The sequence below is a fragment of the Nonomuraea maheshkhaliensis genome (genome assembly GCF_039529435.1).
Classification (GTDB): domain Bacteria; phylum Actinomycetota; class Actinomycetes; order Streptosporangiales; family Streptosporangiaceae; genus Nonomuraea; species Nonomuraea maheshkhaliensis.
Genome location: NZ_BAAAMU010000057.1, coordinates 49,801 through 69,640, shown reverse-complemented (window position 1 = coordinate 69,640; position 19,840 = coordinate 49,801). Strand labels below are relative to the sequence as shown.

Below are 19,840 nucleotides of genomic sequence, written 5' to 3'. Positions count from 1 at the left end.
CGCCCCTGACGCTCGACGCCGGTGAGGCCGCCGCCCTGACGGAGGCGCTGTGGCGGCCTCCCGCCGGGCGGCGCTGGACGGCGCTGGCCACCGGCGGAGGCGTGGTGCTGGCCTCGATGTCGCACACGGATCCGCTGGCCGGGCACATCGACCTGCTCGCCGTGCAGCCCTCCGCCCAGGGCGAGGGACACGGCACGGCGCTCGTACGCGCGGCCGAGGCGTGGCTGCGCGAGCAGGGCGCGCGGCAGGCCCGCTTCGCCGGGAACCCGCCGTGTTACGCCTGGCCCGGGATCGACGTGCGTTACACCGCCGCCGCCTGCCTGGCCGAGCGCCTCGGCTACGAGCGGTACAACGTGGCCTGGAACATGACGGCGGACCTCGCGTCCGCCGACCTGTCCGTGGCGGACGAGCTGGCCCGGCTCGAAGAGTCCGGGGTCACCGTGCACGCGGCCGGGGACGACAGGAAGCGGGTCGCCGCGTTCGTCGAGGAGCACTGGAACGAGCGGTGGGCCTGGGAGGCGGTCAACGCGGCCGGGCTGCACTACGCCGAGCGCGACGGCCGGATCCTCGGCTTCGCCGCGTGGGGGTCTCGGCCGGCCTGGTTCGGGCCCATGGGCACCGCCGAGGACGCGCGCGGGCTGGGTCTCGGCCGGGTGCTGCTGCGCAGGTGCCTGGCCGACCAGCGGGCCGCCGGGCAGGACAGCGCCCAGATCGGGTGGGTGGGGCCGTTGCGGTTCTACTCGCGCGCCGTCGGCGCGCGAGCGGAACGCGTCTTCTGGCTCTACCGGCGCGATCTGGCGTGATGTCACGTATAGAGCAGATGTCCCTCAGGGCGGCCCGGCGGCGGGCACAGCTCGCGGGGATCCGCACCGGCCTCCAGGGTCCTGGTGAGGGTGTCGGAGCCCCACAGGTGGTCGAGGAACAGGTCGGGGCCCCACCAGCGCAGGTCGTCAGGATAGAGCGTACGGGCCACGTGCAGCATGGACAGGCCCGTCAGCACCGGCCTGAAGGCGCGCCGGTCGTGCACGTGGAGCTGCACCCCGCGGACGGGGGTGCCGGCGTGCTTGTGGAAGGTCGGGGTGAACCACGTCTCCCTGAACCGCACGCCCGGCAGGCCGAGCGCGGCCAGCGCCGGCGCGAACCTGTCGTCGGCGTACGGGGCCCCGACCAGCTCGAACGGCCTGGTCGTACCGCGCCCCTCGGAGAAGTTGGTGCCCTCGAACAGCCCGGTGCCCGGGTAGACGAGCGCGGTGTCCGGGGTGGGCATGTTGACCGACGGCATCACCCAGGGCAGCCCGGTGTCGTGGTGGGCCATGTCGCGCCGCCAGCCCTCCATGGTCACCACGGTCAGGTCCAGGTCGAACCCGAACAGCCCGGCCAGCTCACCCGCGGTCCTGCCGTGCCGCAGCGGCAGCGGGAAGCGGCCGACGAAGCTGGCGAACGCCGGGTCGAGCTTCGGCCCCTCCTCCACCTCGCCGCCCAGCGGATTGGGCCGGTCGAGCACCACGAACCGCAGCCCGAGCCGGGCGGCCGACTCCATCAGGTCGTACATGGTCCACACGTAGGTGTAGAAACGGGCGCCCACGTCGGCGATGTCGAAGACCAGGGTGTCGACGCCGGAGGCGGCCACCACGCGGTCGAGGGCCTCGCCGGAGAGCTTGTGGGTGTCGTACACCGGCAGCCCGGTCCTGCCGTCGACCGTGTCGCCCTCGCTGCCCGCCGCCTGGGCGGTGCCGCGCATGCCGTGCTCGGGACCGAACAGGGCGGTCAGCTTCAGCCCCGCGTTCAGCAGGGCGTCGGGGGTGGCGGTCAGGTCGGGCAGCACGCCGGTCGGGTTGGTGATCAGGCCGAGGCGGGAGCCTCCGGCGAGGGAGGGATCCGCGGCCAGCCGTTCTGCTCCGGTTCTCACATGTTGCATGAACCCATTGTCTGAAAGATATTTACAAGAGAGAAGTAGAGGGTGGAAATTAGCGACATGATTGATCCGCTACCCGAGCTGTCCACCGAGCAGAGCGATCCCCGCTACAGCCAGATCGACCGGCTGCCGACGGAGCAGATCGCCCGGCTGATGAACCAGGCCGACGCCGCCGTGCCCGCCGCGGTCGCCACGGCCGTCCCCGCGATCTCGGCCGCGATCGACGCGATCGCCGCCAGGATGGCCGAGGGCGGCCGGCTGCTGTACGTGGGCGCCGGCACGTCCGGACGGCTGGCCGTGCTCGACGCCAGCGAGTGCCCGCCCACCTTCGGCACAGACCCCTCGCTGGTCCAGGGCGTCATCGCCGGCGGGCCCGACGCGCTGACCCGCTCCGTCGAGGGGGCCGAGGACGACCCTGAGGCGGGCGCGGCCGCGTTGAAGGACCTGGAGGTGGGACCGCTCGACTCGGTGGTGGGCGTGTCCGCCAGCGGGCGGGCTCCTTTCGTGCTGGGCGCGCTGGCCGAGGCCACTGCCAGGGGCGCGCTGACCGTCGGCCTGTCGTGCAACGCGGGCACGCCGCTGTCGGCCGCCGCCGAGCACGCCATTGAGGTCGTCGTGGGGCCCGAGGTGGTGACCGGCTCGACCCGGCTGAAGGCCGGCACGGCCCAGAAGCTCGTCCTGAACATGATCTCGACGATCTCCATGGTGAAGCTGGGCCGCACGTACGGGAACCAGATGATCGAGATGTCGGCCATGAACAGCAAGCTCGCGGGACGGGCGCTGCGCATGGTCGGGGACATCACCGGGGCCGACCAGGAGACCGCGCGCGCGGCGCTGGAGGCGGCGGGCGGCCAGGCGAAGATCGCGGTCCTGATGATCCAGCACGGCCTCGACGCCGAGGCGGCCCGCGCGCTGCTGGAGTCGCACGGGGAGCGCCTCAGCGACGCCCTGAGCGGCTGAGGCGCGGGAGCGTTCCGTCCGGGGTGGATGTCCGGGGTGGATGCCGGGGTGGATGCCGGGGTGGATGCCGGGGTGGATGCCGGGGTGAATGTCGGGGTGAATGTCGAGGTGAATGTCGAGGTGGGGATGTCCGATCGTCTTGAGGCGATCCTGGCGGACGCGGTGCCGCGCGTCTGCCCGGCCGCGGTCGCGCTGATCGCCGTCGACGGATCCGTGGTGGCCTCGGCCGCCGCCGGGGAACTCGTCCGGTACACCGGCGCCGAGGGCGGCCTGGCCGCGGACCGGCCCCCCGCGCGCCGCGACTCGATCTTCGACCTGGCCTCGGTCAGCAAGCTGTTCACCACGGTCGTGCTGCTCTCGCTGGCCGAGGAGGGCCTGCTGGACCTGGACGAGCCGGTGACCGGGCTGATCGAGGCGGCCGATAGGAGCATCACGCCGCGGCGCCTGCTCACCCACACGGCGGGCCTGCCCGCGGGCCGCCGCATCGGTGACGAGCTGCCCGGCCCGCTCACCCCCGCGACGGCGCGGCGGCTCGCCGGGGCCAGGATGGCCGCCATGCTGCGCACGCCGGTCGTCCATCCGGCGGGCGGGCCGTACCTCTACAGCGACGTCGGCATGGTCATGGCCGGCCGGCTGGCCGAGCTGACCGGCGGCGCGCCCCTGGACGTGCTGGTCCGCGACCGCGTCACGAACGCGCTCGGGCTGTCGGCCACCGGCTACCGGCCTCCGCGCGTGCTGCTGGACCGGATCGCCGCCACCGAGTTCAAGGCCGAACGTCCCGGGCCCGGCTGCGTCAGGGGCGAGGTGCACGACGAGACCGCGTACGCGCTGGGCGGCGTGGCCGGGCACGCAGGGGTGTTCGCGCCCGCCGCCGACCTGCTGGCCTTCGGCGAGGCGCTGCGGCTCGGCGGCGCGGGCGTGCTGCGCCCTTCGAGCGTGGCCGAGATGACGCGCGACCAGGGGGTGGAGGGGGCGCCGTTCCGGCACGGGCTCGGCGTGCGCATCGGCGATCCCGGCGTGGCAGGGCCGCTGGCGGACGCGTACGGGCACTCGGGCTTCACCGGCACCTCGCTCGTCGTGGACCCCGCCCGCCGCCTGACCGTGGTGCTGCTGACCAACGCCGTCCACCCGGTGCGCGGCCGCGACGGCATCAGGGAGCTGCGCGGGGCGGTGGCGGCGCACGCCGCGCGCCTGGCGGGCCGCCTCCCCGCCTCCGAGGCCCGTCCGGCGTAATCTGCGGGTATGCCCGTGCATCTGAACCACACGATCGTGCCGGCCACCGACAGGGACGCGACCGCCGGCTTCCTCGTCGAGATCCTGGGGCTGGAGCCCGCGCCGGTCTACGGGCCGTTCCGGGTCGTCTCGCTCGGCAACGGCGTCTCGCTCGACGTCGCCCAGACCGACGGGGACGTGCCGCCGCAGCACTACGCGTTCCTGGTGAGCGAGCCGGAGTTCGACGAGATCTGGGGCCGGATCAAGGAGCGGGGCCTGACCTTCTGGGCCGACCCCTACCACCAGCGTCCTGGGCAGATCAACACCAACGACGGCGGGCGCGGCCTCTACTGGTCCGCGCCCGACGGCCACAACCTGGAGATCATCACGGTGCCGTACGGCGGCTGGTAGCCGCGGTTAGCAGCCGCCGTGAAGCGTGCGTCCCGCCCCGCCTCAGGGGGCCAGCGCTTCGAGCGCCTCCTCGGCCCGGCGCAGCGCCTCCTTCGGGTCTGCCTCGGGGATCTCGCGGTCGAAGTTCAGGTCGTGGAAGACGTCGGTGACGCCCTGGGCGGCCAGCTCGGCCACGTCGCGCCGGATCTTGTCGTACGTGCCGCTCAGCGGACGGTCCTCGTCGGCCGCCCGCACCCGCGTGACCCCGCGCACCACGAACCTGAACGCCTCCGGGTCGCGCCCGGCCCCGGCCAGCTCCTCCTTGATCAGCGCGATCCGCCCGGCGATGGCCGAAAGGTCCTCCCTGCTGGAGCTGACCCAGCCGTCCGCCAGCCGGGCCGCGCGGCACAGCGCGACGTCGGCGGTGCCGCCGAGCAGGATCCTGGGCGGGCCCGGCTCGGGCTTGGGGTCGATGTGGGCGGGCGGCACCCGGAAGAACTCGCCCTCGTGCTCGACCACCTCGTCGCGCCACGCCTCGCGCAGCACCTCCACGAACTCCTCGCCCCTGCGCCCGCGCCCCGCCATGTCCACGCCGGCCGCCGCGAACTCCTCGGGCAGCCAGCCCAGGCCCAGCCCGGCGGTGACCCGGCCGCCCGACAGCGTCTGCAGCGTGGCCAGCTGCTTGGCCAGCGCCACCGGCTGCGCGTACGCGTTGAGCACGGCGACGCCGAGCCCGATCCTGCCGGTCACGGCCGACAGGTGGGCCAGCGTGATCAGCGGGTCGTGCACGGCGCGGTAGGTGGGGCCCATGGGATGGCCGACGGGGTAGAGGAGCCGCTGGAACGTCCAGAGCTCGGCGTAGCCCAGCTCCTCGGCCCGGACGGCGACCCTGCGCATGTTTCCCGGCGTGGCCCACGCCCCTGACTGCGGTACGGCGAAACCGACTCTCATGGTCCCAGTGTGAACGACGCCACTTCGCTCCCAGCACCGGGCGGCCCGTCCGAGATGCGCGGCCCCGGCGCCGGGCCCGGGTCGCGCCATCGCCCCCTTACTCTGTACGGGTGGGTCTGGAGGAGGAGCTCGCGGGCATCGCCGCGGCGTACGGCGGCGCGGGCGAGCCCGTGTTACATCCGACGCGCACCGACGTCGTGGTGCTGCGCAGAGGAGAGGTCGTGGTCAAGGCCCACTCGGCGCGTGACGACGCCGGGGACTTACGGCCGAGGCTCAAGGCGGCGGCCTCGGCTGCCGTGAGCGGCGTGATGCTGGCCCCGCTGGAGCCCGAGGTGCTGTCGGCGGGCGGGCGCGTGGTCAGGGTGTGGCCGGCGGGCAGGCCCGTGGCGCAGGACGACGACCCGGCCGACGCGCCGTGGGAGGAGGGCGCCCGGCTGCTGGCCAGGCTGCACGCCGTCCCCCTCACGCTGATGCCCGGCCTGCCGGCCGCTGGAGGGCCCGCCAGGGCCGCCCGCGCTGTGGCCAGGATGCCCGGCGACGGGCCGGTCGAGCAGCTCGTCAGGCGGGCGTTCAAGGAGCTGCCCGAGCCGCGGCCGATGCCGGCCCTGCTCACCCACGGAGACTGGCACCTCGGCCAGCTCGTCCACCGCGACCGCTGGCTGCTCATCGACGTCGACGACCTGGGCGTCGGCGACCCGGCCTGGGACCTGGCCAGGCCGGCCGCCTGGTACGCGGCGGGGCTGCTCGCCCCCGCCGTGTGGGAGCGGTTCCTCGGCGCCTATCTCGCCTCCGGCGGGCCCGCGCTCGGCCAGGGCGACGACCCCTGGCAGCGGCTCGACGTGCCCGCCAGGGCGCTGACCGTGCAACTGGCCGCCGTGGCCGTGGTCAACGCCTGGCGCGAGCGCCGGGAACTCGACGAGGTCGAACATTCGTTGGTCGAATCGTGCAACAGAATCGTCCGAGCGTGACGGGGTTGCGCGCGGTAGGTTTCACCCTGAGACCTCGAAGCCAAGGAGTGCGACTTAGATGCAGTGCCCTAAGTGCCGCGGAAGCATGCGGACCTATGAGCGCAACGGCGTCCACATCGAGCAGTGCGACAACTGCCGCGGGATCTTCCTCGACTACGGCGAGCTCGAGACGCTGACCCGGATGGAGTCGCAGTACCACGCTGCTCCCCCGCCCGCCCCCGGCCCCGGCCCCGCGTGGGGCGCCCCGCACCACGGAGGCGGCCACCACGGCCACCACCGGGGTCAGCGCAGCTGGGTAGGCATGCTGTTCTCCACCTGATCGCCTGCCTCTGATCGGACCGGCCGCGCACGCGGGGTGCGCGGCCTGCCCGGCCGCTCGCTCGATCAGCCGCCGGGGAAGTCGTCCGGGTCCACGGGCGCGGTGCGGGCGTTGCCGCCCGAGATGGCGTGCAGCGTGATCCGCCAGTCGTGCCAGCGGATCTGCGTGGCGGTGACCGTGGTCTTGAACTTCACCGTCTTTTCGAACCGCTCGAAGCTGCAGTCGCGGGTGAAGGCCTTGGTCTTGCCCTCCCAGTCGGAGCCGTGCGTGAAGTAGATCTTGTAGCTGCCGTCACGGACGCCTCTGACCTTGAACTTCGCCTTCCTGCGCACATAGACGCTGAACGCCTTGCTGCCGCCGCGCATGGCGGTGACCACCGCGTCGCGGCTGCCGCCGTTGTCGATCTCCAGTGAGCCGCGGCCGTTCAGCGTGCCCTTGCGCAGGAACGAGCCGTTGCTCAGCCGGCGGCTCTTCTTGCCCGTGGCCTTGACGCCGACGATGTCGGCCGGGTAGTCGCCGGCCTCCTGGAGCGCCCGGCCCGCCTCGTCGAGCGCGGCCAGCTTGTCGTCCACGTCGGTCAGCACGGCCGACGACGTGCACAGGTCGCGGGCTCCGACCTTGCCGGCGGTGGCGCCGAGCGCGGTGGCGAAGTCGCGCAGGCTGCTCACGTACGCCTCGTGCTGGGCGCGCACGGTCTCGGGCGGCGCGAGCGCGGACAGCGCGTCGGCGGCGCCGCTCAGGGCCTCCTCGGCCCGGCCCACGCGCTTGTCCAGCGCCTTCACGCCGCGCGCCCCGGCCAGCGAGGTGATCGCGCCGGACATCGCCTTGTGCCGGGTCTCAAGCTCGCTCTTGTACGCCTCGGGCGTCAGCGCCGCCGGGCTCTGCGCACCGGCCGCGGTGCCCGCGGGGGCGGCGCCCTGGCCGCCCGCGACACCCGTGACCCTCGGCTCGCCACCGGTCGGCGACGCCGAGCCCGTGGAGCACGCGCCGAGGGTCGTGAGGGTCGCCAGCGCGAGAACACAGGAGATCAAACGGGGTGTAGCCACCTGCCACACTATCGTCCGGTTGATCCCCAACCGTCAATTACGATTCCGCCAGTCCCTCGTCCCGATCCTGCCGCAGCCGGCGGGTGATCCCCAGCTCCTCCAGGAACGGAAGGTCGTGACTGGCCACGATGAGCGCGCCCCGGTAGGCCGACAGCGCCTGCGCGAGCTGCCTGACGCTGGCCAGGTCGAGGTTGTTGGTCGGCTCGTCGAGCAGGAGGAGCTGCGGCGGCGGCTCGGCCGACAGCAGGGCGGCCAGCGTGGCGCGGAAGCGCTCGCCTCCCGACAGCGTGCCGACCGCCTGGCCGGCCCGATCGCCCCGGAACAGGAAGCGCGCCAGGCGGGCGCGTACCTCGTTCACGGAGGCCGACGGTGCCAGCGCGCGCACGTTGTCCACCACGCTCAGCCGGTCGTCCAGCAGGTCGAGCCGCTGCGGCAGGTAGCGGAGCGGCACGTGCGCGCCGTTCGCGACGATCCGCTTGAGCAGCGTGGTCTTGCCCGAGCCGTTGGGGCCGAGCAGCGCGATCCGCTCGGGCCCGCGCACGACCAGCGTCTCCAGGGTCAGGACCGTGCGGCCCGCGGGCACCTCCGTGCCCGGGAGCTCGATGCGGATCTCCGCGTCGTCGCGCACGGCCTGCTCGGCCTCGCTCAGCCGCTCGTTCGCCTCCTCCAGCCGCTCCGCGTGCAGCGCGCGCTGCTTGCCCGCGCTCACCTGGGCCTTGCGCTTGAGCGCGCCGGCCGCCATCTTCGGCACCTTCTTGTTCTCGAACGCCTTCCTGCCGTACCGCTGCCCCCTGTCGATCCTGATCGCGCTCTCGACGAGTTCGCGCCGCCGGCGGCGGATCTCGCCCTCCGCGGTGCGCACGGAGCGCGCCGCGGCCTGCTGCTCGGCCTCGACCTGCTCCTCGTAGGAGGTGAGGTTGCCCCCGTACATGCGCACGGAGCCCTCGCGCAGCTCGGCGATCCGGTCCACCAGCTCAAGCAGCGCCCGGTCGTGGCTGACCACGAGCAGCACCCCCTGCCAGGCGGAGACGGCGTCGTAGAGCCGCCGCCGCGCGTCCAGGTCGAGGTTGTTGGTGGGCTCGTCGAGCAGCAGCACGTCGGGCCGCTTGAGCAGCCGCGCGGCCAGCGCGACCATGACGGTCTCGCCGCCGGACAGCGTGCCGACCGTGCGGTCCAGCCCGACGTGGCGCAGGCCGAGCCGGGCCAGGTCGGCCCTGGCTCGCTCCTCGACGTCCCAGTCGTCGCCGACGGCGGCGAAGTTCTCCTCCGCCACGTCGCCGGCCTCGATGGCGTGCAGGGCCGCTCGGATACGGCCGATCTCCAGCAGGTCCGACACCGTACGGCCGGCGCGGAGCGGCAGGTTCTGCGGCAGGTAGCCCACGACGCCCCGGACCGACACCGACCCGGTGGCCGGCCTCAGCTCCTTGGCGATCACCCTGAGCAGGGTGGACTTGCCCGACCCGTTGAACCCGATCAGCCCGGTACGTCCCGCCGGGAAGGCGGCGTCGAGTCCGTCGAGCACGGTGGTGCCGTCCGGCCACGCGAAGGAGACGTGATCGACGACAATGGAAATAGACATAAGGCGGTTCCCATCACAAAAGTCGAAATTTCGTGACTTGGCGGGAAACACCGCAGACGCACGCGACACCAGGAAGCCGGAGCAGGCCGGCGGCCGGACGGAGAAGATCCGCGAGAGGTCCAGGTGTGAACGCGCGCAGGGCCCACGAAAGGGCGTTAACGGCGCGGTGCCCGCGACCTCAGATCCTCACGTCGGTTGCCCCCAGGGCTCGGCGGTACGACGCCACCAGCGTATGCGACCTGCCGATCACCTGGCAACGGCCGCGTCCGCGGGCGCGACCCATCGACTGGGACGCCGCCGTGGTCCTAGAGTCGGGGCCAACACCCTCTGGAGGTCAGGCATGTCGAGCATTCCCTCCCTGCTCCGCGACCGGATCGCGGCGACCCCCGACGCCGAGGCGTACCGTGTGCCCGCGGGCGACGGGTGGACCTCGTTGTCATGGCGGGAGGTGGACGAACGCGTACGCGGGCTGGCCCTCGGCCTGGCGGAGCTGGGCGCGGGCCCCGGCACCCGCGTGTCGATCCTGTGCTCCACCCGCCTCGAATGGATCCTCTGCGACCTCGCGGTGCTGGCGACCGGAGCGGCCACGACCACGATCTACCCGTCCAACACCGCCGCCGAGTCCGCGTTCGTCATCACCGACTCCGGCAGCACCATCGTCATCGCCGAGAACGACGACCAGGTCGCCAAGCTCGCATCGGTGCGCAAGGAGCTCCCCGACGTCACCCACGTGATCGTCATCGACGGCTCGCCCGGCGAGGACGGCTGGGTGATCACCCTCGACTCGGTGAGCCGCGACGCGGCCGCGAGCGGGCGCGACTACGACGCGATGGTGGACGCCATCGCCCAGGACGACCTGGCCACCCTGATCTACACCTCGGGCACCACGGGCCGGCCCAAGGGCGTCGAGCTGACCCACGACAACTGGCTCTACACCGGCCAGGCGGTGCGCGAGCTCGACCTGATCTCCCCCGACGACCTGCACTTCCTGTGGCTGCCGCTGTCCCACTCGTTCGGCAAGCTGCTGGAGGTCGTGATGATCGACCTCGGCGTGCCCACCGTGATCGACGGCCGCCTCGACAAGATCGCCGAGAACCTCGGCGTGGTGCGGCCGACGCTCATGGCCGCCGCCCCGCGCATCTTCGAGAAGATCCACAACACGGTCGTGGCGAACATGCACCGCGAGGGCGGACTCAAGCTGCGCATCTTCGCCTGGGCCCGCGCGACCGGACTGCGGGTGAGCCGGGCCCGCCAGCGCGGCGCCGAGCTGCCGATCACCATGCGCGCCGAGTACGCCCTGGCCGACCGCCTGGTCTTCGCCAAGCTGCGCGAGCGCTTCGGCGGCCGGATCCGCCTGTTCATCTCCGGCGCCGCCCCGCTGTCGCAGGACATCGCGGAGTTCTTCGACGCGGCCGGCCTGACCATCTACGAGGGGTACGGCCTGACGGAGTCGTCGGCGGGCAGCTTCCTCAACCGCCCGGAATCGGTGAAGTTCGGCACGGTCGGCCCGCCGTTCCCCGGCACCGAGGTGCGCATCGCCGACGACGGGGAGATCCTGATCGGCGGGCGCGGCATCATGCGCGGCTACCACGGGCTGCCCGAGGAGACGGCCGCCGCGCTGCAGGACGGCTGGCTGCACACGGGCGACATCGGCGAGGTGGACGAGGCCGGGCGGCTGCGCATCACCGACCGCAAGAAGGAGCTGATCAAGACCTCGGGCGGCAAGTACGTCGCGCCGACGTACCTGGAGGGCCGGATCAAGGCGGCCTGCCCGTACGCGTCGCACGTGTTCGTCCACGGCGACCGGCGCAACTACGTCACGGCGCTGATCACGCTCGACATGGACGTGGCCGGGCCGTGGGCGCGGGCCGAGTCGCTGCCGGACGACCCCGAGAAGCTGCGCGAGCACCCGCGCATGCGCGAGGAGGTGCGGAAGGCGATCGACCAGGTCAACGCGGGCGAGGCCAGCTACGCCACGGTCAAGAAGTTCGCGATCCTGGCGGCCGACTTCGCGGTGGAGACGGGTGAGCTGACGCCCAGCCTCAAGATCAAGCGCAAGGTCGTCGAGGAGCGCAACGCGGAGGTGCTCGACTCCTTCTACACCTGACCGGACGCGGACGCCGGAGCGGTGCCCGTGCCCACGAGCACCGCTACCCGGCTCCGCTCAGAGGATCTTCTTGGCCACGGGCAGCGAGCGCACCACGTAGGCCAGCGACCAGCACAGGGGCAGCGCCAGCGCGAGCATGACGGCGAACTTCACGATCGCGACGGCGTCCAGCCAGCGCAGCGCCCAGCCGAGCCCGACCAGCACCAGCGGGTGGATGATGTAGACGGTGAAGGCGTGCCGCGACAGGAACCGGCCGCGCGGCCCCTGCTCGGCGAACCGCTCCCTGAACAGCACCGTCAGCCCGATGATCATGCTGACCGCGAAGGCCGACTCCCACAGCGCCATCAGGGCGGACGACAGCGCGCCGGTGGTCAGCAGCGCCGCCGGCACCAGCACCACGCTCGACACACCGGAGGCGATCAGCCCGGCCCGCCCCGCCCGCACGGGCAGCGTCTCGAACCAGCCGCGCCGGTAGGCGACGCAGCCGAGCACGAACATGGCGGCGTACTGCGGCAGGTACTGCGGCGACGGCAGGCCGAGCACCGGCACGTAGGTCCCGGTGGGCACCGGGATGCGCCACAGGAAGGTGACGGCCGCGAGCCCGAGCACGAAGGCCACGATCCAGGAGAGCCGCAGCGGGACGACGCGCGCCTCCATCGGCTGCCGCAGGCTCCGCCACGCCGCGTAGACCAGCACGAACCCGATCAGCACCTCGACGAACCACATGGGCCCCGGGTCCCACGAGCGCAGGTAGAACTCCGCGTACGACATCCCCCCGCCCTCCTCGGCGTACCCGGTGAAGGTCAGCGCCGGCCGCAGCAGCAGGAGGAAGACGAGCAGCGGGACGCCCAGCCGCAGCAGCCGGTCGCGCACGAAGGCGCCGCCACCCTTGCGGTCGCGGGAGCCGGGGGTGAAGAAGCCGGAGATGAGGAAGAAGAACCCCATGAAGAACGCCTGGTTGAACATGACCAGCAGGTCGAGCAGGCTGCCGGTGGGGTCCTTGGCGGGCTCGACGTAGTACCAGAGGGGGAGGTTGCCGTACGTGATCGCGACGTGGTGCGTGACCACCAGCGCGGTCAGCGCGATCCTGAGGTTGTCGACGGCGTAGAGCCTGGTCGTGGTCTGCGCCTTCATGCGCGGCATGCCCTTTCGACGAGGTCGGCGAGCTCGCGCGCGTGTGCGTCGAGGTCGTGGCCGGGGTTGGCGACCCAGTAGGCGAACATGGTGTCGAGGGCGGCCTGGTGGGTGACGGCCATGACGCGGGGGTCGAACGCCCTGAACTCCCCGCCGGCCTGGCCGAGCCGGTAGAGGCGCTCCAGCAGCTCGTAGAGCTTCTCGTTGCCGTTGATCCCGAAGCGGGGGGCTCCGTCGGCCTCCCTGAGGTTGTTGAAGATCTCCCCCAGCGTCTTGAGCTGGTCGCGGTGGCCGCGCATGTACTCGGCGGCGGCCAGGATGTGCGTCCTGACCAGCTCGGTCGCCGTGGTCAGCCCCTCCATCCGCGCCGCCACGTGCGCGACCGCGCCCTGGTACGTGTGCCGCACCACCTCCTCCATCAGCTCGTCCTTGCCGGCGAAGTGGTAGGAGATGACGCCCTTGCTGATGCCGGCGTGCTCGGCGATCCGCGCGAGCGACGCCTTGGCGAACCCCGCCTCCGCGATGACGGCGACGGCGGAGCACACGATCTGGGCGCGCCTGGCCTCCTCGATGAACGACCGCGGATTCTGGCCGCTCGGCTCGTTTTCTGACCGCATGGCCAAAAACTAGCACATGCGGATGAATCACCCAAGGGACGGCGGGAGGGGGCCGGCCACCGCTCCCCTGACGACGCCGCCGGGTCAGCCCAGCCGCGCCTGGTAGATCGTCCTGGCCTGCTGCAGCAGGGACACGTGGTCGCCGAACTGGTAGGCGCTGGCCAGCCGCCCGTGCTGCCTGATCAGGTCCTCCAGCAGGTCCAGCCACTCCAGGCACCAGAGCACGTCCTCGCGCCTGGCGACCGGCCGGCCGCCGACGTCCACGTACACGGGGCTGGTCAGGGCGTATCCGGTGGAGGTCAGCGTGCGAGGGTGCGGGTCGCACAGGACCTCGGCCACCACGTACGTCGGCGCGTCCACCTCCAGCACGGCCGTCACGGTCAGCCGCTCCTGCCCCTGCCAGCCCTGCTCGGGGGGCAGCCGCTCGGCCCCGGCCCTGACCCCGTCGGCGGTGCGGATGCGCACGGCCGCCACCTCGGGCCCGACGGCGGTGGCGGTGACGCTGATCCGGTCCCCCTTGCGGGCCTGGATCACGTGGCCGGGGCCGTGCCCGTTCACCGTCAGCTCCAGCCACGGGCCGGTGGTGGCGAACGTGCGGCCCGCGCGCACGGCCGCCGCGAACGACCGGGCGCTCAGCTCCCCCTCGACCCGGGCGTAGACGCGGGCCCAGCCTGGCGGGTTGGACTGGTTGTCGGAGCGGGTGAAGGAGATCATCGCGTCGGTGCCCGCCGTCACGGCCATCCGGTTGCCCGCGCCGATCAGCCGCCGGTAGACCGCGGCCGTGGCCGGGATCGAGGCGTGGGTGAGCACGTCGAGGCTGTCCACCAGGCCGAGGGCCGCGTCGGCGACCAGCTCGCGGGCGGCGCAGTTGCGCGGCACCGGCGAGACGACGCCCTTGGGCGGGTCGCCGTCGCCGATGGGCGTGCGAAAGGGATGGCTGTAGCCGACCAGCGCCCCGAGCCCGCGCAGCTCGCGCAGCCCGTCGGCGTTGGGCGGCCAGTCGGCGTCGCCCGCGAAGCCGGTGTGGTAGCGGCCGGGGGCCGAGTGGAGCCCGAAGGCGTAGATGTGGCCGAGCAGGTCGTTGCGGTATTCGACGCCCATCCTGGCCACATGCGTGGCGTCGGACCACGGCAGGTCCTTGCCGGTCCAGTGCTCCAGGGCCTCGCGGTCGTACACCCGGCGGCCCGAGACGTTGCCGGCCAGGAGGTTGAGCACGTGCAGGTCCTCGCCGTGCTGGGCGACGGCCGCGTCGGCTGGCACGGCCACCAGGTCGCCCGCCCAGTTGAGGTGGACGTGCAGGTCGCCGCCGTACCAGCCGGCGCCGGCGGCGTCGTAGAGGCGCTCGGGGGCCAGCTCGACCAGGTGCTCCTCGCCGGGCATCGGGGTGAGCTCGTGGCCGGCCGCGCCGTACTCCATGCCCCTGGCCGCGGTGATCGTCAGCGGCATGCAGGGGACGTCCACGAGCAGGTCGTCGCCGTGGAAGTACGGGCGCCCGTGGTAGTCGTAGCGGTTGGCGGCGCCGGGCGGGAACCAGCCGGCGCCGTCGGCGCTCACCACGCTCCAGCGGCACGGCGTCCCGGACCGCAGGCGGAGCCTGGAGGAAGGGATGGGGCACAGCAGGGTGTCGAAGCGGACGCGCTCGCCGTCCACGACGACGATGCTGTCCCGGTCCACCTCCACCAGCCAGGCCCCGCGGGCGGCCAGCAGCCGCTGAGCGTCGTCCACGCCGACCTGGCAGGGCCTGCCCCGCCGCGAGTCGATGAGCAGCGACATCCGCTCCTCGCCGGCCCGGCGCGGGCCGTGACCGTCCTCCCCGGCCGCGAGCGGGCACAGCTCCGGCGAAGGCAGCAGGACCGTGCGGGCCGCCCCTTCCAGGACGGCGCCGTCCTCCTCGATCCTGATGGCGTAGAGGTGCGCGGGCAGTTCGCCGTCGAGGGTGTCGCGCAGGACCCGGTCGTAGTCGGGCTCGGCCAGCCGGGCGACGAGCCGCTCTCTCGGTTCGTCCGGATGGGTCTCGGCGACGGCCTTGAAGACCAGTTCCCAGAACCGGTCGAACAGCTCGGGAGGCAGCACTCTTCGCCGGGCGAAGAACTTCACGTAAGGGATCTCCGGCTCACCCCAGGTGATGCCGTGCTCCTCAAGGAGGTGCCCGTACTCCTCCAGAGCATCCGTCACCCCTCCGGGCAGCATCGAATCCGCACTCATGTGAGCCCTTCCCACGTCGTTGCGCGCCATCGTGGCATGGATCACAGGAACGGTCCGGGCGGCCGGGAGGAGGGGGAGGAGGAAAGTTCACCCCCGGGGGAGGTATCTCAACCCGGGGCGTGCTCGAAGCTGCTCAAAAGGGGCGTATCAGGCACGCTTGAAAGCCGCGAGGATCCGGTCGGCGGCCAGCGCGGGCGTGAGGTCGCCGGCCAGCACCGCCCGCTCCACCTCCGCCGAGATCGCCGTCACCTCCGGGTCGTCGCGCAGCTCGGCCAGCAGCCGCTCGCGCACGAGCGTCCAGGTCCAGCCCACCTGCTGGCGGCGGCGCTTGGCGGCCAGGTCGAGGCCGTCCTGGTGGGCCAGCACCTGCCGCCAGAGTTCGTCCAGCCCGTCGCCGGTCAGGCCGCTGCAGGTCAGCACGGGCGGCGGGGCGGAGTCGGAGCGGAGCATGCGCAGGGCGCCCGACAGCTCGCGGGCCGCTTTCCTGGCGGGCAGCTCGTACTCGCCGTCGGCCTTGTTGACCGCGACGACGTCGGCCAGCTCCAGCACGCCCTTCTTGATGCCCTGCAGCTGGTCGCCGGTGCGGGCCAGGGTGAGCAGCAGGAACGTGTCCACCATGTCGGCCACGGCGGTCTCCGACTGGCCCACGCCGACGGTCTCGACCAGGACGACGTCGTAGCCGGCCGCCTCCACGACGACCATGGCCTCCCTGGTCGCCTTGGTGACGCCGCCGAGGGTGCCCGAGGTCGGCGAGGGCCGGATGAAGGCGCCGGGATCGGCCGACAGCCGGGCCATGCGGGTCTTGTCGCCGAGGATGCTGCCGCCCGTCCTGGTGGAGGACGGGTCCACGGCCAGGACCGCGACCTTGTGCCCCTGGCCGGTCAGGCGCGTGCCGAGGGCGTCGATGAACGTGGACTTGCCCACCCCCGGCACGCCCGACACGCCGACGCGGCGGGCCCGTCCGGAGAGCGGGGTGAGCTCGACCAGCAGCCGCTGCGCCAGGGCCACGTGATCGGGCCTGGTCGACTCGACAAGCGTGATCGCGCGGGCGATCCAGGTACGCGAACCGGCCCGTACGCCGTCGGCGTAGTTCTCCAGCGATTGCACCCGAATCGCCCCTTTCTTGCCAGTTAGATCAGCCTAACTTCTGACAAGTCTTGACTTTTGCCAGTAGGGTGCTGGAGTTCTGTCTCAGCCGTCACAGGAGTCACTCCCCTCATGCCCAACGTCGAACCCCTCCGCGAGGGCGACCCGGCAGCGGTGGGACCCTACCGGCTCGTCGGGCGGCTCGGCGCGGGCGGCCACGGTGTCGTCTACCTCGGTCAGGCCCGCAACGGCACCCCCGTCGCCGTCAAGGTGCTGCGCGAGGGGCTGGCCGTGGGCGAGCGCCTGGCGAACGAGATCGCCGCCGCGCGCAGGGTCGAGCCGTTCTGCCTCGCGCAGGTGCTCGACGCCTCGACCAGCGGGCGGGCGTACATCGTGTCCGAGTACGTGGACGGGCCCTCGCTGCAGCAGGCGGGCCGGCGCGGCGCGGCGGACCTGCAGCGCATCGCGGTGGCGACCGCCACCGCGCTCGACGCGATCCATCAGGCGGGCGTCGTCCACGGGGACCTGACGCCGTCCAACGTCCTGCTCGGGCCCGACGGGGCGCGGGTGGTCGACTTCGGCATCGCCGGGGCGCTGGGCTCGGGGATGAAGGCGACCAGCAACATCGTGGGGACGCCCGCGTACATGGCGCCCGAGCAGCTCGCGGGCAAGGCGGTCGGGGCCGCCGCCGACGTGTTCTCGTGGGGGTCCGTCCTCGTCTTCGCGTCCACCGGCGTGCCGCCGTTCGGGGACGACTCGCTGCCCGCGGTGATCAACCGCATCCTTCGTGAGGATCCGCAGCTCGGGGAGGTGAGCGGGCCGCTGCGCGAGATCGTGGCGGCCTGCCTGGCCAAGGATCCGTCGCTGCGGCCGGGGATGCGCGACGTCCTGCTCCGGCTGGCCGCGCCGTCCCGCCGGCCCTCCGCCTCGAACGCGACCTCTTCCCCAGCCTCTCAGGCGGCCTCTCAGGCGGCTTCTGGGGCGCTCGTCGGTGAGCACACGCCCGACCGTGTGTCGGCGTCCTGGCAGCAGACCCTCGACCAGCCGCACGAGGGCGCCCAGGACCCGGGGACGGCCCACGGCCTGCCCGCCCGCGACCGCCGCTCCCCGCGCCGGGGCGCGCACCCGGCGTCCGGCGCCGGGCACCACGGGCCGCACGCGGACTCGGGCCTGTCGCGGCACGATCCGCACGGCGCCTTCGACGGCCCGCAGCACGATCCGCACGCGGCCGGGGCAGCGCGGGCGGGGACCGGGCATGAGGGGCCCGGTGCGGCCACCTCGGCGATGCAGGCGCTGTTCGACCTCTCCTCCCCCGTCGAGCCGCCCGCCGGGTTCGGGCCGCGGGAGCGCCGGCCCTCGACGCCGCTCTCCGCCCCGGTCGCCGCCGGGTCTGACGTGTCCGGGGCCCGGAGGGACGCGGGGGCGCAGGATCGGCTGGCGTACTCGCCCGCGGCCTCGGCCCACGACCGCCTGGCCTACTCTCCCACCGCCGGCTCTCCCACCGCCGGGCAGCGCGGGCAGTTCGAGGGGCAGCACGACGGGCAGCACGACGGGCAGCACGACGGGCAGCACGACGGGCGGGGACAGGGAACGGACGCGGCGGCGTACGGCAACCCCGCGCCCTACGACGGCGGGCCCGCCGAGAACGGCGGCGCGGGCACCCCTCCCGGCACCGGCAGCGGGCGGGCGCCGGCGCGCCGGGCGAAGGGACGCCGGGTCAAGACGGTGATCATCGCCGCGATCTCGGGCCTGTGCGTGTGCGCGCTGGCCGCGGCCATCATCTGGCTCACCCCCACCGAACCCACCCCCAAGTCGAAGAGCGCGCCCGTGAGCACCACCGGCGCCACGACCGAGCCGGTCGCCACGTCCTCCCCCCGGCGCACCCGTGCCACCAGGCCGACCCCGCAGACGGACGGCACCCCCAGCACCCTGCCGGACGACACCGGCGGCCCCGACGGGCTCAGGGTTTCGGCGTTGCGGGCGGGCGGCACCAGGAACGGCGACTGCTGGGCCGGCGGCCAGGCCACGCTGCGCGCGATGGTGCGCCGCACGGGCGGGCCGGTGACGTTCAGCTACACCTGGCTCGTCGACGGCATCGCCACCGGCCGCGCTACGGCGCTCATCTCCGAGAACGGCCGCCGCTACCTCAACGCGCCGCGCCCCCTGCGGAGCACGGGAGGCACCCACAGCGTCACGCTGCGGATCACCTCACCCGTCACCGCCCAGCGGACGATCTCGGTCGCCATGTGCGCCCAGGGCACGTTCTGACCGCACCGGGGCGCCGCCGCCCGAGCCGGTGGCCGGCCGGGCGCGCGGGACCCCGCCGCGATCGGGCCGGACGGGTCAGGTCTGCTGGTAGATCGTGGCGGCGAGGCCGCAGGACGCGTCGAGGAACAGGTACGTGGTGCCTTCGGCGATGGGCTCCTCCTCCGGGTCCTGCGCTTCCTCCATCCCGATGTAGTCCATGGTCCGCGCGCAGGCGGGGCAGGCAGGATACTCGGCGTCGCCGATCCATTCGGGGTGTCCGCCGATGGACGGGGTCGTCATGTCCCAGCCGCCGGCGGACATGCCGGGATCGGTGAGGAGCTCTCCCGGCACCCTGCGCAGGGTCTCGGGCGGGCTCTGGTCGTCGAGGACGCGGACGGGTGCCGCGGAGTGGTCGGAGAGACCGGATCGGCCGTCGGGGCTCACCGTGGAGTAGAGGGTCGTGTAGGCATGGCATCCCTGGCAGGTGACGATCCTGAGCCGACCGTTCCAGCCGGTGTGGGCGAGCGCTTCCGCGACCCGCCGGTCACCTGTGTCGACGTCGAGCACCGTCCACAGCGGGGCACGGCACCACGGGCACTCGCCTTGAGCCGGGGGTTCCACCGTCCGCTCAGGATCGGGCCGCAGCGCGTAGGCGGTCCGCCCGCACAGTTCGCGGGCCCGGCCGTCGTCCAGCATCCACCCGCCTTCGACCATGTACTCGGCCGGGCCGATGAAGAGCTCGCCGGCCCCGGGCGGCGGCTGCTCCCGCCAGCGGCGGAACGCGTTCTCGGCGACGGGGCCCCGCGTGTGCGCCAGGATCAGCAGCAGCGCGTTCAGGTCCGGCGCGCCCTCGTCGATCATGGTGACGACAGCCTGCTGGAGGTCGTCGCCGGCGGTGCGGTAGAGCTTCGGCGAAAACCGGAAATCCGCCGCGAGCAGGTCCGGCAGGTGCGGGGTGAGCGCTGCCGGGGTCTCGGCGGCCAGCTGTTCGAGCTCGTATTCCGCGGCGAACTCGCCGGCCGCCGCGCGGCGTATCAGCTCCGGGATCATCTGCAGGATGATAGCCGCCGGCGTCTTCAGGGTCGGGCGGCGGTCTGACGGCGC

17 protein-coding genes are annotated in these 19,840 nt (G+C 73.1%); 8 read left to right on the top strand and 9 right to left on the bottom strand.

The annotated features are described in order from the left end of the window. A partial coding sequence (locus ABFX54_RS32070) for a GNAT family N-acetyltransferase (protein WP_346110316.1) occupies window positions 1–803 on the top strand: 803 nt, incomplete at its 5' end. 2 nt (window positions 804–805) lie between these two features. Here ABFX54_RS32070 and ABFX54_RS32065 read toward each other — a convergent pair. After that, the gene (locus tag ABFX54_RS32065; protein ID WP_346110315.1) at window positions 806–1,918 is read right to left on the bottom strand and encodes an exo-beta-N-acetylmuramidase NamZ family protein; all 1,113 of its coding nucleotides are present in this window, start codon (window positions 1,916–1,918) and stop codon (window positions 806–808) included. A gap of 57 nt (window positions 1,919–1,975) precedes the next feature. On the opposite strand from ABFX54_RS32065, the gene murQ reads away from it, so the two are divergent. From murQ to ABFX54_RS32050, 3 genes are all read left to right on the top strand, one after another. Then, window positions 1,976–2,875, top strand: coding sequence for an N-acetylmuramic acid 6-phosphate etherase (murQ, locus tag ABFX54_RS32060; protein ID WP_346110314.1), 900 nt, complete (start codon window positions 1,976–1,978; stop codon window positions 2,873–2,875). Window positions 2,876–3,001: 126 nt separating this feature from the next. Further along, window positions 3,002–4,108, top strand: coding sequence for a serine hydrolase domain-containing protein (locus ABFX54_RS32055; RefSeq protein WP_346110313.1), 1,107 nt, complete (start codon window positions 3,002–3,004; stop codon window positions 4,106–4,108). A gap of 9 nt (window positions 4,109–4,117) precedes the next feature. Beyond that, window positions 4,118–4,498: a VOC family protein gene (locus ABFX54_RS32050; RefSeq protein ID WP_346110312.1), complete on the top strand. Its 381-nt coding sequence runs from the start codon at window positions 4,118–4,120 to the stop codon at window positions 4,496–4,498. A 42-nt stretch (window positions 4,499–4,540) separates the two neighbouring features. Here ABFX54_RS32050 and ABFX54_RS32045 read toward each other — a convergent pair whose 3' ends face one another. Further along, entirely contained in the window at window positions 4,541–5,428 is an 888-nt protein-coding gene (locus tag ABFX54_RS32045; RefSeq protein WP_346110311.1) for a TIGR03619 family F420-dependent LLM class oxidoreductase, read from the bottom strand. A 110-nt stretch (window positions 5,429–5,538) separates the two neighbouring features. Between ABFX54_RS32045 and ABFX54_RS32040 the strand changes: the two genes are divergently transcribed. After that, window positions 5,539–6,396, top strand: coding sequence for an aminoglycoside phosphotransferase/kinase family protein (locus ABFX54_RS32040; RefSeq protein WP_346110310.1), 858 nt, complete (start codon window positions 5,539–5,541; stop codon window positions 6,394–6,396). A gap of 58 nt (window positions 6,397–6,454) precedes the next feature. Next, complete coding sequence (locus tag ABFX54_RS32035; RefSeq protein ID WP_346110309.1) at window positions 6,455–6,715, top strand: TFIIB-type zinc ribbon-containing protein; 261 nt, start codon at window positions 6,455–6,457, stop codon at window positions 6,713–6,715. 65 nt (window positions 6,716–6,780) lie between these two features. On the opposite strand, the gene ABFX54_RS32030 is transcribed toward ABFX54_RS32035, so the two are convergent. Both ABFX54_RS32030 and ABFX54_RS32025 read right to left on the bottom strand, forming a co-directional pair. Then, window positions 6,781–7,761, bottom strand: coding sequence for a hypothetical protein (locus ABFX54_RS32030; RefSeq protein ID WP_346110308.1), 981 nt, complete (start codon window positions 7,759–7,761; stop codon window positions 6,781–6,783). Window positions 7,762–7,798: 37 nt separating this feature from the next. After that, window positions 7,799–9,340, bottom strand: coding sequence for an ABC-F family ATP-binding cassette domain-containing protein (locus tag ABFX54_RS32025; RefSeq protein WP_346110307.1), 1,542 nt, complete (start codon window positions 9,338–9,340; stop codon window positions 7,799–7,801). Window positions 9,341–9,680: 340 nt separating this feature from the next. Here ABFX54_RS32025 and ABFX54_RS32020 point away from each other — a divergent pair, with 340 nt between their 5' ends. Next, window positions 9,681–11,447 (top strand): AMP-dependent synthetase/ligase, encoded by a 1,767-nt coding sequence (locus ABFX54_RS32020; RefSeq protein WP_346110306.1) that lies wholly within the window; start codon window positions 9,681–9,683, stop codon window positions 11,445–11,447. A gap of 57 nt (window positions 11,448–11,504) precedes the next feature. On the opposite strand, the gene ABFX54_RS32015 is transcribed toward ABFX54_RS32020, so the two are convergent. From ABFX54_RS32015 to meaB, 4 genes are all read right to left on the bottom strand, one after another. Next, window positions 11,505–12,581, bottom strand: a complete 1,077-nt coding sequence (locus ABFX54_RS32015; protein WP_346110305.1) for an acyltransferase family protein — start codon at window positions 12,579–12,581, stop codon at window positions 11,505–11,507. After that, window positions 12,578–13,198, bottom strand: coding sequence for a TetR/AcrR family transcriptional regulator (locus ABFX54_RS32010; RefSeq protein ID WP_346110304.1), 621 nt, complete (start codon window positions 13,196–13,198; stop codon window positions 12,578–12,580). The genes ABFX54_RS32015 and ABFX54_RS32010 overlap by 4 nt, the downstream gene beginning before the upstream one ends. 84 nt (window positions 13,199–13,282) lie before the next feature. Beyond that, window positions 13,283–15,403: a CehA/McbA family metallohydrolase gene (locus ABFX54_RS32005; RefSeq protein ID WP_346110303.1), complete on the bottom strand. Its 2,121-nt coding sequence runs from the start codon at window positions 15,401–15,403 to the stop codon at window positions 13,283–13,285. Window positions 15,404–15,550: 147 nt separating this feature from the next. Continuing rightward, window positions 15,551–16,510, bottom strand: coding sequence for a methylmalonyl Co-A mutase-associated GTPase MeaB (gene meaB / locus ABFX54_RS32000; RefSeq protein WP_346110302.1), 960 nt, complete (start codon window positions 16,508–16,510; stop codon window positions 15,551–15,553). A gap of 111 nt (window positions 16,511–16,621) precedes the next feature. On the opposite strand from meaB, the gene ABFX54_RS31995 reads away from it, so the two are divergent. Then, entirely contained in the window at window positions 16,622–18,757 is a 2,136-nt protein-coding gene (locus ABFX54_RS31995; protein ID WP_346110301.1) for a serine/threonine-protein kinase, read from the top strand. Window positions 18,758–18,832: 75 nt separating this feature from the next. On the opposite strand, the gene ABFX54_RS31990 is transcribed toward ABFX54_RS31995, so the two are convergent. After that, the gene (locus ABFX54_RS31990) at window positions 18,833–19,786 is read right to left on the bottom strand and encodes a hypothetical protein (protein ID WP_346110300.1); all 954 of its coding nucleotides are present in this window, start codon (window positions 19,784–19,786) and stop codon (window positions 18,833–18,835) included. Window positions 19,787–19,840: the final 54 nt, after the last annotated feature.